Raw genomic sequence first — 11,925 nt, forward strand, 5'->3', positions numbered from 1 at the left:
GTCATGAATCCGGACCAGTTCAATATCCGCCATTTGGCCGCGATGGCCGCGATCGTCGACCAGGGCAGCGTCAGCCTGGCGGCGCGCGCCGTCCATCTGACCCAGCCTGCCGTCACGCAGGGCATAGCCAAGCTCGAATCGCAATTAGGGGTGACTCTGTTCGAACGTCAGCCCGGGGGAATGACGGCGCTGGAGCCGGCGTTGAGGCTGAAGCCCCGGATCGATGTTGCGCTCCGGCTGATCGGCAGCAACCGCGTGACCGCGACGCAGATACGAGCCTTTGTGGCGCTCGCGCGGTCGGGCAGCTATGCGGCGGCCGCTTTGGCGACAGGGGTGGCGGAGCCATCCCTGCATCGGGCGGTAAGCGACCTGGGCTTGGCCCTGGGCAGCCGTCTGGTCGACCGGAGGGGCAGGGGCGTCATGCTTACGCGCGCCGGCACGACGCTGGCGCAGCGGCTGCGGTTGGCGCTGGCGGAATTACGGCAGGGACTGGATGATCTGGCCGATCTGAAGGGTGAGGAGGGCGGCCGCATCCTGATCGGCGCGATGCCCCTGTCCCGCGCGCGTCTCCTGCCCGATGCAATCGGACGGTTCCGCAATGATGCGCCTCAGGTGGCGATCAGCGTGCTGGAGGGGTCCTATGCCGAACTGGTCGGGCCTTTGCGCGACGGGGAAATCGACATGATGATCGGCGCGCTCCGCGATCCCACTCTGGCGCCTGACCTTGACCATCGGCCTTTGTTTCAGGATCGACTGACGATCATGGCGCGTCGCGGCCATCCGCTGGAAACAGGGTGGGACGCGGATGCGCTGCGTCGCTTACCCTGGATATTGCCGCCGGAGGGAACGCCTCTGCGCCAGTTGTGGCGGGCAATGTGGACCGAATTGGGCGGCCCGCTGCCTGTCGTCCCCATCGAATGCGGATCCGTCCTGACCATTCGGCAATTGCTGGTCGCGGGAGATTATCTGACCTTGTTGTCGCCCGATCAACTGGCGTTGGAGCTCGAAACCGGACTGGTATCGGATATTGGTCCGGCACCGGGATTGGTCAGTCGCACTATCGGCCTCACCAGCCGCAGTGACTGGCGACCGTCGCGATCGCAAAAGCAGTTCATGGTCGCGATCGAATCCGCAGTCTCAGCCCTGACTTCGTAAAATCTTATTACTTCTGACGGGATTCGATTGGATGGGGTCGGGCCAGTCGTCCACTATTGACCGCATGGAGCAGGACATTGGTCTGATTGGATTTGGCGAAGCGGGCAGCACCTTCGCTCGGGCGGGCGCTTGGGCCAAGCGCGCCCATGTTTTTGACATCAAGACCGACGATCCCCTTGCGCGCGCCGCGATGGTGAACGCCTATGAGGGCGCGGGCGTCATTGGCGCTGGTCAATTGCAAGAGGTCGTGCGCGGCAGGCGCTTGCTATTGTCACTGGTGACGGCGGACCAGGCGCTGGCCGTGGCGGTGGCGGCGGCGCAATCCTTGGCGCCCGGCGCGATATATTGTGACCTGAACAGTGTCGCGCCGCAGACTAAGCGGGATGCGTGCCAGGCAATCGAGTCGGCCGGCGGCCATTATGTCGACGTCGCCGTGATGGCGCCCGTCGATCCTGCGCGCCTGTCCGTGCCCTTGCTGTTGAGCGGGTCCAGGGCGGAACAGGCGCTGGAAGCGCTGAACGCTCTGGCTTTCACCAATATGCAGGTGGTCGGCCCGGATGTCGGGCGCGCTTCGTCGATCAAGATGATCCGGTCCGTGATGATCAAGGGGATGGAGGCATTGACGGCGGAATGCGTTCTCGCCGCCGCACAAGCCGATGTGCTGGAAGATGTCCTGGCTTCGCTGGACGCAAGCGAGAAGGCCAAGCCTTGGACGACGCGCGCCGACTATAATTTTGACCGGATGCTGGTGCATGGGACACGGCGCGCGGCCGAGATGGAGGAAGTGGTGCGCACGCTCGAGGGGCTGGGCATGGATGCCGAGATGACCCGTGGCACGGTTGCGCGACAACGAAGAATGGGCGCGCTTGGCGTGGCCACCCCGCCGGCGGGATTGTCGGCAAAGATCGGCTGCATCGCGGCCTGTGAACAGCAAAAAGGAAGAATGGATCAGCCATGAGCCTAATCATCGACTGCCATGGCCATTATACGGTTCTGCCCAAGGGGCATGATGCCTGGCGGGAAGAACAGAAAGCGGCGTTCAAGGCAGGCACGCCCTGTCCGCCCTATCCGCAGATCAGCGACGATGAAATATGCGAGACGATCGAGGCGAACCAGTTGCGTCTCATCAAGGAACGCGGCGCGGACCTGACCATCTTTTCGCCCCGTGCTTCGGCAATGGCACCCCATGTCGGCGACGCCGCTGTCGCGAAGGAATGGGCGATGCGGTGCAATGATCTGATCGCGCGGGTTGTCGGACTGTTTCCCGACACCTTTGTCGGCGTATGCATGCTGCCCCAGTCGCCAAAGGCGGACATGACGAACAGCATCGTTGAGCTGGAACGTTGCGTCACGGAACTGGGATTTATCGGCTGCAACCTCAATCCCGATCCGGGCGGCGGGCATTTCCAGCATCCGCCGCTGACCGATCGTTACTGGTATCCCTTCTACGAAAAGATGGTCGAACTGGACGTTCCGGCGATGATCCATGTGTCGGGCAGCTGCAATCCTGCCATGCACGCGACAGGCGGCTATTATATCGCGGCCGATACCGTCGCTTTCATGCAGTTGCTGGAAGGCGATCTGTTCAAGGACTTTCCGACGCTCCGTTTCATCATCCCGCATGGCGGCGGCGCGGTGCCCTATCATTGGGGGCGTTACCGGGGTCTGGCCGACATGCTCAAAAAGCCGGATCTGTCGACGCATCTGATGAACAACATCTTTTTCGACACCTGCGTTTATCATCAGCCCGGCATCAATCTGCTGGCCGACGTGATTGACAACAAGAATATATTGTTCGGATCGGAAATGGTCGGCGCGGTCCGTGGCATTGATCCCACGACCGGTCATTATTTCGACGACACCAAGCGCTATGTTGACGCACTCGACATCAGCGACGTGGAGAGGGCCGCCATTTTCGAAGGCAATGCCCGCCGCGTCTTCCCGCGGCTCGACGCGCGGCTCAAGGAGAAGGGATTATGACCAATTGGGTGACGAATGCGTGGTATGTTGCCGCGTGGGACAGCGAAGTCGACGTTGCGCCCTTGTCGCGCACGATCTGCGGCACGCCGGTGGTCCTCTATCGCAAGCTTGACCGGTCCGTCGTCGCCATGCGCGATGCCTGTCCGCATCGGTTGTTGCCCCTTTCGATGGGTATCCGCGAAGGGGATTCGATCCGCTGCAAATATCATGGCCTGAAATTGGGGCCGGACGGTGTCGCGGAAGAAATGCCGATGAAGAGCGAGGCGGTAAACCGCCGCATTTGCGCCGAAACCTTTGTTGTCGCCGAGCGTCACCGCTTCGTTTGGATTTGGGTTGGTGAGAAGGACAAGGCCGATCCGGCACTGATTCCCGATCTATGGCCCTGTTCATCGGAAGGCTGGACGTTCGATGGGGGCTATTATCCCGTCGCCTGCGACTATCGACTGATGATCGACAATCTGATGGACCTGACGCACGAAACCTATGTGCATTCCAGTTCCATCGGCCAGGTCGAGATTCTGGAAGCGCCGATCGAAACCCGTGTCGAAGGCGAGCGGGTGTTCGTGACCCGCTGGATGGCCGGCATTGATGCGCCGCCATTCTGGCGCGCGGCGCTGGGCAAGGAAGGTCCGGTGGATCGTTGGCAGATATGCCAGTTCATGCTGCCGGCATCTGTCATGATCGACGTCGGGGTCGCTCCGGTTGAAGCGGGCTCGACGCTGGAGGCGCATGATCAGGGCGCCCGTGGCATGGTGATTGATTTCATGACGCCCGAAACAGAAACCAGCCACCATTATTTCTGGGGCATGGCGCGCAATTTCATGATCCATGATCCTGGGTTCACGGCCCGGTTCAAGGCGGGACAAGGGGCTGTGTTCGCCGAGGACAAGGTCATTCTGGAAGCACAGCAGGATGCCATCAATCGCAATCCGGGGCTGAAGCTGAGCGCATATCGCATTGACGAAGGCGGCGTGCGATCCCGCCAGGTCATCAAGCGCAAGATTGCAGCTTCCGCCAAGGTGGAGGAACCGGTATGAGCGATCATCAGGATATCCACGCCTATCTCGCGGAGTTTGAGGATATCCCCGGCACCAGGGTCTTCACCGCCAAGCGCGCGCGGCAGGGCTATCATATCAACCAGTTCGCGATGAGCCTGATGAAGGCTGAAAATCGCGATCGCTTCAAGGCGGACGAGCGCGCCTATCTCGACGAATGGCCGCTCACCGAAGAGCAGAAGCAGGCCATTCTGGCGCGGGACTATAACAAGTGCCTCGATCTGGGCGGCAATGTCTATTTTCTCTCCAAGCTGTTTTCGACCGATGGCATTCCCTTCGCCGAAGCGGTCAGCACCATGACCGACATGAAATTCCCGGAATATCGGGAGATGATGATGAAGGGCGGTCGGTCGCCCGAAGGGCTTCGGTCCATCAAGGAGAAACGCTGATGGCCCGGATCACCGCAGGCTTGGCGTCGAGCCACGTGCCGCTGCTCGGCGTCGCATCTGATTTCGGCAAGGATCGCGATGACTATTTCGGCCCGATCTTTGCTGGCTATGACTGGACGCGCGAATGGGAAAAGGCGGAAAAGCCTGATGTCGTCATTCTGGTCTATAATGACCATGCGTCGGCGTTCGACATGAAGATCATCCCGACTTTCGCGATCGGGTGCGGAGAGCGCTACACGTCCGCCGACGAGGGGTGGGGGCCGCGCCCGGTGCCGGACGTGGAAGGGCATCCCGACCTGGCCTGGCACATCGCGCAGAGCCTGATCCTCGACGAATTTGACATGACCATCATCAACGAAATGGACGTGGACCATGGTCTGACCGTCCCGCTATCGATGATGTTCGACAAGCCAGCGGCCTGGCCATGCAAGGTCATTCCCCTGGCCGTCAACGTCGTCACCTATCCGCCGCCGTCGGGGAACCGATGCTGGGCGCTGGGTGAGGCGATCGCCAAGGCAGTGGCCAGCTTCCCGGAGGAACTGAATGTTCAGGTCTGGGGAACCGGCGGCATGAGCCACCAATTGCAGGGTGCGCGCGCTGGCCTCATCAATCGGGAATGGGATAATAAGTTTCTGGACGGTATGATCGGCGAGAGCGACCACCTGCGCTACATCCCGCATATCGAATATCTGCGCGAGACCGGCAGCGAGGGCATCGAAATGGTGATGTGGCTCATCATGCGGGGTGCGCTGGGCAAGAAGACGCGTCTGCTGCACCGCCATTATCATGTGCCCTGTTCGAACACGGCAATCGGGCATCTGGTGCTGCGACCCGACAATGGTGAGGGTTTCGACATGACCGGAAGCGCAGCTGCTGCGGCGGCATGACCGATTTTATTTCAGATATTACGGAGAAGACTATGCGTGTTGCCCTGGCTGGCGCCGGCGCTTTTGGCGAAAAGCATCTTGATGGCCTCAAAAATATCGACGGCGTCACCGTTACGTCTCTGGTCGGCCGCGAACTGGAGCCGACCAAGGCGGTGGCGCAGAAATATGGCATCGGCCATGTGACAACCGACCTCCATGAAACATTGAGCCGTGACGATGTCGACGCGGTGATCCTGTGCACGCCGACACAGATGCATGCCGCCCAGGCGATCGCCTGCATGGACGCGGGCAAGCATGTCGAGGTGGAGATTCCCTTGGCAGACAGCTGGGACGACGCGCAGGCGGTGCTGGCCAAGCAACGGGAAACCGGCCTTGTCTGCATGGTCGGTCATACCCGCCGTTTCAATCCATCGCACCAATTCGTCCACAACCGGATACAGGCGGGCGAGTTCAACGTGCAGCAGATGGACGTCCAGACCTATTTCTTCCGCCGCAAGAACATCAACGCAAAGGGGCAGCCGCGGTCATGGACCGATCATCTGCTTTGGCACCACGCCGCCCATACGGTCGACCTTTTTGCCTATCAGGCGGGCAAAATCGTCGAGGCGCACGCCATGCAGGGACCGATCCATGCGGATCTTGGTATCGCCATGGATATGTCAATCCAGCTGAAAAGCGAAACCGGCGCGATCTGCACCCTGTCCTTGAGCTTCAACAATGACGGCCCCCTCGGCACCTTTTTCCGCTATATCGGCGACAGCGCGACGTATATCGCGCGCTATGACGATCTGGTGAATGGCAAGGAAGAGCCGATTGACCTGGCTGGCGTGGCCGTTTCGAACAACGGCATCGAGTTGCAGGATCGCGAATTCATCAGCGCCATTCGGGAAGGGCGGGAGCCCAATAGTTCGGTGGCGCAGGTCTTCGATTGCTATCGCGTGCTCGGCGAATTGGAGCAGCAACTGGGCTAAGCCGTCCCCTCTACCCAACAGGGTCGTGGAAAGGGCGTGGCAGGGCAACCGTCCACGCCCTTTTCATGCGGAAATTGATTAGGAATGCAGCATCCGCATCCAGCGCGCGAAGTCCAGGCTGGCATCGCCATGGTCCCGAGCATCGGGTGCATACCAAAAATCAAGGCTGCGCTGGCGCGCCTTTCCAGGTGAAATACCGAAAGCCTTTTTGAAGGCACGACCGAATGCGGATTCGGTGGCAAAGCCACAATCGAGTGCAATTTCGCCGACTTTGCGGCGCCTATTGCCCGGATCAGACAGCGCGATAGCAGCAACGGCCAGACGGCGGCGGCGGATATGATCGGCGATGCCGCCAACCGGCTGAAACGTGCGATACAAGGTCGCCCGCGACATAGCCAGATCGCAAGCCAGGGAGGCCGGATCAAGCCTTGCGTCCCCCAGGCGCCGGTCTATCTCGCGCGATACACGCTGGAAAGGGGACGGCGTGATCCCCATGACGGGCGGCAGGCCAGGCGCCTGCCCCGCCAGCATGGTCGTCACCAGCGCGACAGTCGATCGCGCCGCCAACTGCCCGTCGGCGACGCCCAGCGAGGGCAGCCGGTCGACGAGGCTTGTCATATAGCTTCCCAACATGGCGGCCAGCGGGTTGTCCGCCGGCAGCACCAATCCGTGCAGGCGAGAAATGTCCTGCAGGGTCGGCGCGAAAAAGGCGCGCGGGACCAAAACCGAGATGTTGGAAAAATCGCTCGCCCGGGTCCGCAACCCATGAATGAGGTCGAAGATAACGATGTCGCCTGCGCGGACGGTGACGGATCGGTCAGCCGCCGATCCGGTAAAGCCGCCTCCGACATATAGCTGGACCAGCAGATGATCGAGGCCGCTGGCCGCGGCCAGCGCTGCATCCCGGTCAAAGGCCAGTGCAGATGATCGAAACCAGCCGACCATGATTGTTCCAAGATGCCATGCCGCAACGTCGAGCCGATAACATTCCGGATCGCCCAAGCACGTCAGTGAGAACACGTCCTGCACCGATTGCCCAAACGCCGTCAAAGCATCCGGGCCTGTCATGCTGTCCGTCGAAATTCGGAAGGTGGGCAGTGAGTCGCCTGACGGTTGCTGCATCGTCCAAGCTCATTTCTAAACGTGATTTAACCCTGTTTAGAGGCTCCTAACGCGTGTCGTGCAATTTGTCTCATTTTCATTGCCGTCTGTTTCACGCCTTGCCGCCGGCGTTGACACTATGCGCCGGCGCAGTCGATTGCCGCTGCGGATCATACGGTCAACCGTATGGAATAGTCAGACAGCCGCAGGCCGATGCCGGCGTCTGTTGCACATCGGGGGGGCGCCGCTGATCGAAGTGGTGCTCAAGGACTTCTGACGGCGGTACGGCGATGGCTGCGACCCCCATCGCCTGGCAGCCCGAAGCGGCGCTTGCCTGTGAGCTTTGGCTTCAGGCAAGCGCCGATATGACGCCGTCGCAGCGTGCCGGGCGCAGGATCAGGCCCCGCCGCCCGCCCGATCGGGTTCGCCGCGTCTTGCACGATAAGTCCGGGGCGGGCAGCCGATATGTCGGGTAAAGAAGCGCGAGAAATAGCCGGGGTCTTCAAAGCCGATGGCATATCCGATCTGCGCCACCGAAAGCTGGGAATAGAGCAGCAACCGCCGGGCTTCCAGCAGCGCGCGATCATCCAGCATCTGGCCCGGCGACGTCCCCGCCACGCAGGCACAGGCCTGTCGCAACGCTGTCAGGCTGGTGCCAAGCGCCTGCGCATGGGAAGCCATCGGCTCACGATAGCGAAACCGCTGCTCGACCCGCTCCCGCAATCGCGCGACCAGCGCAGCTTGTTTCTCGGTGCCGGGTCGCTGGCCGGCAACCATATCGCCATGGCGTAGCGCCAATACCATCAGTTGCAGCAACGCCGCTTCTATCGCGGCTTTCTGTCCTCGCCCTGCCCACCCCAGTTCGCGCGCCATGCGCTCGATCAACTGGCCAGCGGCGGCAGTGTCCGACTGGGCCAGGCTGACGGCGCGCGGGGTTTCAAAGAGGGGTGTCAGATCACTGTCACGGTCGATCAAATGACGTAAATAGGTGTCGGCGATCGTGGTGACGTGCCCTTCTGATTCCTGGTGCCAATCAAACCCATGGACGACCCTGGCCGGGATGAGCAGCAAGCAGGGCGCCATGAAACGCACCTGGGTGGACTCCGCCAACATCGCGCCCCCACCCTTCGCGATCAGGATGATATGGTTAAGGTCCCGATGCACATGGGGGCGGATCGTCCATTCGCTGGGTCGCGACCGATCGTCCAGGCTTTCGACATGAACAAAGCCCTCGCCCACATTACGCTGGGGTTCGCCATAAAGGTAGAAGCTGGGAACGGGAGACACGGTCATGTTGAACCGTCCATATTCCATGCCCATCATGTCCGGCAAGCCGGGGCATGGGCGGGCCTGAGCGTTCAGCAAGCCGTCATCTGCCATGGCTAGAAGCGCGCGCATCCGGACCCGCCCCACGTCTGTCGCGTTCGTTGTCGCACCCTTGGCTTGTCGACGCGGATATGGGAAAGGCACCGGCAACGTGGAGCGAATGACGGGAATATAGGCTTGCCAATCAACAGGATGACAATTGTCCATAGCGGCATCGCCTGTCTGGTCCTGGGACTGGCAGCGCCTTTGTCCGCCGCCGATCCGGCGCCATTCGAACTGACTGGACCGTCGCTGCGTATCAACGTTACGCGGGGGGAGAGAAGCTTGCCGATCGGCCAGGTGCCGAGCCTGTCCGAAGGGGACAGGCTTTCGATCCGTGCGGATTTGCCCGAAGATCAGGGCGCTCGTTTCATTTTGGTGTCGGCTTTTCTGCGCGGTGCGACCAATCCACCGCCCAAGGACTGGATCGCTTTTGCCGAGACATGGAAAAAGAAGGCACAGGATCGCGAACTGACGCTGACCGTGCCGAAGGGCGCGCGTCAGATGGTGCTGTTCCTCGTGCCCGATACGGGCGGGGCAGAAGGTACGTTGCGCGACGCGGTGCGCGGCAAGCCGGGTGAATTTGTGCGCGCCACGCAGGACCTCAATCAGGCTTCGCTGGACAGGTCACGGCTGGACAGCTTCATGGGAGCAATCCAGGCGCAGGAAAATACGCATCCGGAATATCTGCGCACGCTGGCCCCGGTCCTGGCGCGCAGCCTGTCGATGAAATTGAATGAGGACTGCTTGTCGAAGGTGATCGAAATGCAGGCTGCCTGCCTGCTCGACAACCGCGATTCACTGGTACTGGCCGATGTTCACAGCAGTTCCATGGCCGAAACCCTCACCGGAGCGCCTACCGACCTTGCCCTGCAACTCAGTGCGACCCGTGAGGCGGGTTATGGCTATTACAGCCCCTATATCGGGGTCGCCCGCGACATCGCACGCATTTTCGGCGCATTCAGCAACCCGGAATTCGATTATCTGCCGACTTTGAGCGTCCGCCGCAATGACGCGATCAGCCTGTTGCTGAATGCGGCGCCCTCTTTCCAGAAGCCAAAATCCGTAATGGTCGTCGCCATGCCGGCGATCGAGGCTGATAGCCCGCCGCGCCTGCGCAGCGGGGCGCAGGGGCCGGTCTGTGCTGCGCGGCCTGGCGCTATTCTCCCGGTGGAGGGCGCGCCGCTCATTTACTCCACTGATTATGCCCGTGACGTAAAGCTCGCGCTCAAGACGCCCTCGGGTGACGTCAAGGAATTGCCGGTGACCGCGCGGGCGGATCGGGGCGGCTACAGGCTTTCCGATGATAGCGCGCCGCAAGCTGCCCTGTCAGGTTCGTTTCGCGGGCACCTCTATGGTCAATGGGGTTTCGATCGGTTCGAGGGTCCGGATTTCACGGTACAATTTCCCGATACAAAAGGATGGACCGTGGATGGCGAAGCCCCGACCCTGGTGGCGGGGCGGGACAATCGTCTCACTCTCAAGGGGAGTGCTCCGGCTTGCGTCGAAAGCGTGACGATCCGCACGCCAGATGGGCCGTCGCAATCGCTTGGCTGGAAAGTGAAGGATGCGAATGCGATCGCGCTTACCCTGCCCTTGGCGGAACGCCGGGCCGGTCCGTTGCAGGTCGAAGTCAAATATGTGGGCATGTCCGACCCGTCCGTCCTGTCCTTGAAAAGCTATGCTGAGGCGAGCCGCCTGGATAGCCTCGTCATCCATGCAGGCGACCGATATGCGACGCTTGTTGGCCAGCGGCTGGATCAGGTGGAAAGCGTCACTGCTGGCGACCTTGTGCTGCGCCCTGACGATTTGACGCGGGCCGGCCAGTCCGATCGGCTTGTGGTAAAAGCAGGGGAAGGTCATCCGCTTCAGGCCGGCTATGCCCTGACCGCCCATGTAGCGTTACGTGATGGTCGCAAGCTCGACCTTTCAACGAAAGTCGCGCCGGCGCGGCCGGATATTCGCCTGATCGACCGGACGATCACGCCTGGTCCTGCTCGCGCCGGTAGCATGCCCCTGACAATCCTGGGTGACGCAGTATTGCCCGATGACGGGCAGATGACATTCTCGATCGCCGTAGGGGAGCAGACACGGCTCGCTCCAGATGATGTCCTGGAAATTGCGAGTCAGGATGGCGGCAATGCCATACGTCTGACAGCCGAAAATGGGTTGCAGTTGGAAGGCGCGCATATCCTTGTGGCGCGGCTTGATCCGCACGCGTTGCCTCCCGGGATGTTCGGGCCGCTTCAGGTCCGGTTGCGGCAAGATGCTCAGGCGAGCGATTGGCAGCCATTGGCGACGCTGGCGCGCATGCCACGCATTGAGGCAATCGACTGCGAAGACGGCGCGGCCGAATGCACGATCCGCGGGCGTGATTTGTTCCTGATAGATGCGATCGCAAGCGGCCCGGCCCTTGCGAATGCCGTGACAGTGGCACATGGCTATACCGGCTCTGTGGTCAAGGCCCCACGGCCCCAGGCCGGCAAACTCTATCTTCGCCTGCGGGACGCGCCTGAGGGATTAGCGGTCGTACCAACCGCCTAATCGTCCAAGTCTGTCGCCAGGGCGAAGCGTTCCGAGAGGACTTTTGCGCGCAGCCGGCTGTTGGATCGTCCCCATATCCTGCTGCTCGTGCCATGTCGCAATCGCTGTGATCGCCGCATCATCGTCTCCACAAATAGTCAGTGGAGAAGATGATATGAAAACGCAGGTCGCAATCGTCGGCGCTGGCCCGGCAGGGTTGCTGCTTGGGCATCTGCTTCGCGCCGAAGGCATCGATGTCGTCATCGTCGAGCGTGCGTCAGCCGATTATGTCCTGGGCCGCATCCGGGCAGGTGTGCTGGAACGCACGACCATTGATTTGATGGACAGGCTGGGCTTGGGCGCGCGCATGCACGCTGAAGGCTTGCTCCATGACGGCTTCCACCTTGCCGATGGCGAAAGGCTGATACGCATTGATATCGCTGCGCTCACCGGCAGGCAGGTCATGGTCTATGGCCAGACCGAAGTGACACGCGATCTG

Annotated in this window: 11 protein-coding genes (1 of these 11 only partly in view); 9 read left to right on the forward strand and 2 right to left on the reverse strand. The window is 61.4% G+C overall.

Going from position 1 to position 11,925, the window contains the following annotated elements:
* Positions 1-3 precede the first annotated feature (3 nt).
* The 7 genes from RLDS_RS31565 to RLDS_RS31595 all read left to right on the forward strand — a co-directional run bounded on the left by RLDS_RS31565 (position 4) and on the right by RLDS_RS31595 (position 6,437).
* Positions 4-1,155, forward strand: coding sequence for a LysR substrate-binding domain-containing protein (locus RLDS_RS31565; RefSeq protein WP_021224508.1), 1,152 nt, complete (start codon positions 4-6; stop codon positions 1,153-1,155).
* A gap of 64 nt (positions 1,156-1,219) precedes the next feature.
* Positions 1,220-2,113 (forward strand): NAD(P)-dependent oxidoreductase, encoded by an 894-nt coding sequence (locus RLDS_RS31570; RefSeq protein ID WP_021224509.1) that lies wholly within the window; start codon positions 1,220-1,222, stop codon positions 2,111-2,113.
* Positions 2,110-3,135, forward strand: coding sequence for an amidohydrolase family protein (locus RLDS_RS31575; protein ID WP_021224510.1), 1,026 nt, complete (start codon positions 2,110-2,112; stop codon positions 3,133-3,135). Before RLDS_RS31570 ends, RLDS_RS31575 begins: the two co-directional genes overlap by 4 nt.
* Positions 3,132-4,172 carry a Rieske 2Fe-2S domain-containing protein gene (locus RLDS_RS31580; RefSeq protein ID WP_021224511.1) on the forward strand — a complete coding sequence of 347 codons (1,041 nt, stop codon included), beginning with the start codon at positions 3,132-3,134 and terminating at the stop codon, positions 4,170-4,172. The genes RLDS_RS31575 and RLDS_RS31580 overlap by 4 nt, the downstream gene beginning before the upstream one ends.
* Positions 4,169-4,579 carry a protocatechuate 4,5-dioxygenase subunit alpha gene (ligA, locus tag RLDS_RS31585; RefSeq protein ID WP_021224512.1) on the forward strand — a complete coding sequence of 137 codons (411 nt, stop codon included), beginning with the start codon at positions 4,169-4,171 and terminating at the stop codon, positions 4,577-4,579. Before RLDS_RS31580 ends, ligA begins: the two co-directional genes overlap by 4 nt.
* Positions 4,579-5,466 (forward strand): class III extradiol dioxygenase subunit beta, encoded by an 888-nt coding sequence (locus RLDS_RS31590; RefSeq protein ID WP_021224513.1) that lies wholly within the window; start codon positions 4,579-4,581, stop codon positions 5,464-5,466. The genes ligA and RLDS_RS31590 overlap by 1 nt, the downstream gene beginning before the upstream one ends.
* A 32-nt stretch (positions 5,467-5,498) precedes the next feature.
* Positions 5,499-6,437: a Gfo/Idh/MocA family oxidoreductase gene (locus RLDS_RS31595; RefSeq protein ID WP_021224514.1), complete on the forward strand. Its 939-nt coding sequence runs from the start codon at positions 5,499-5,501 to the stop codon at positions 6,435-6,437.
* Between the two features lie 78 nt (positions 6,438-6,515).
* On the opposite strand, the gene RLDS_RS31600 is transcribed toward RLDS_RS31595, so the two are convergent.
* On the reverse strand, positions 6,516-7,559 hold the full coding sequence (locus RLDS_RS31600) for a helix-turn-helix domain-containing protein (RefSeq protein WP_021224515.1): 1,044 nt from the start codon (positions 7,557-7,559) through the stop codon (positions 6,516-6,518).
* A 375-nt stretch (positions 7,560-7,934) separates the two neighbouring features.
* Positions 7,935-8,831 (reverse strand): helix-turn-helix domain-containing protein, encoded by an 897-nt coding sequence (locus RLDS_RS31605; RefSeq protein ID WP_031297350.1) that lies wholly within the window; start codon positions 8,829-8,831, stop codon positions 7,935-7,937.
* Positions 8,832-9,056: 225 nt separating this feature from the next.
* Here RLDS_RS31605 and RLDS_RS31610 point away from each other — a divergent pair, with 225 nt between their 5' ends.
* Positions 9,057-11,447 (forward strand): hypothetical protein, encoded by a 2,391-nt coding sequence (locus RLDS_RS31610; RefSeq protein WP_021224517.1) that lies wholly within the window; start codon positions 9,057-9,059, stop codon positions 11,445-11,447.
* A gap of 154 nt (positions 11,448-11,601) precedes the next feature.
* A protein-coding gene (gene pobA, locus RLDS_RS31615; protein WP_021224518.1) for a 4-hydroxybenzoate 3-monooxygenase crosses the window boundary here: on the forward strand, positions 11,602-11,925 show its 5' end (the start). The gene runs 846 nt beyond the window's last position; only the first 324 of its 1,170 coding nucleotides appear in the window; it begins with the start codon at positions 11,602-11,604; its stop codon lies off the right edge, out of view.

The organism is Sphingobium lactosutens DS20 (assembly GCF_000445105.1).
GTDB classification, from domain to species: domain Bacteria; phylum Pseudomonadota; class Alphaproteobacteria; order Sphingomonadales; family Sphingomonadaceae; genus Sphingobium; species Sphingobium lactosutens.

What these genes read in the sequence shown, in the direction of transcription:
- RLDS_RS31565 (WP_021224508.1), top strand. Translation starts at nt 4, where the DNA reads ATGAATCCGGACCAGTTCAATATCCGCCATTTGGCCGCGATGGCCGCG.
- RLDS_RS31570 (WP_021224509.1), top strand. Translation starts at nt 1,220, where the DNA reads ATGGAGCAGGACATTGGTCTGATTGGATTTGGCGAAGCGGGCAGCACC.
- RLDS_RS31575 (WP_021224510.1), top strand. Translation starts at nt 2,110, where the DNA reads ATGAGCCTAATCATCGACTGCCATGGCCATTATACGGTTCTGCCCAAG.
- RLDS_RS31580 (WP_021224511.1), top strand. Translation starts at nt 3,132, where the DNA reads ATGACCAATTGGGTGACGAATGCGTGGTATGTTGCCGCGTGGGACAGC.
- ligA (WP_021224512.1), top strand. Translation starts at nt 4,169, where the DNA reads ATGAGCGATCATCAGGATATCCACGCCTATCTCGCGGAGTTTGAGGAT.
- RLDS_RS31590 (WP_021224513.1), top strand. Translation starts at nt 4,579, where the DNA reads ATGGCCCGGATCACCGCAGGCTTGGCGTCGAGCCACGTGCCGCTGCTC.
- RLDS_RS31595 (WP_021224514.1), top strand. Translation starts at nt 5,499, where the DNA reads ATGCGTGTTGCCCTGGCTGGCGCCGGCGCTTTTGGCGAAAAGCATCTT.
- RLDS_RS31600 (WP_021224515.1), bottom strand. Translation starts at nt 7,559, where the DNA reads ATGCAGCAACCGTCAGGCGACTCACTGCCCACCTTCCGAATTTCGACG.
- RLDS_RS31605 (WP_031297350.1), bottom strand. Translation starts at nt 8,831, where the DNA reads ATGACCGTGTCTCCCGTTCCCAGCTTCTACCTTTATGGCGAACCCCAG.
- RLDS_RS31610 (WP_021224517.1), top strand. Translation starts at nt 9,057, where the DNA reads ATGACAATTGTCCATAGCGGCATCGCCTGTCTGGTCCTGGGACTGGCA.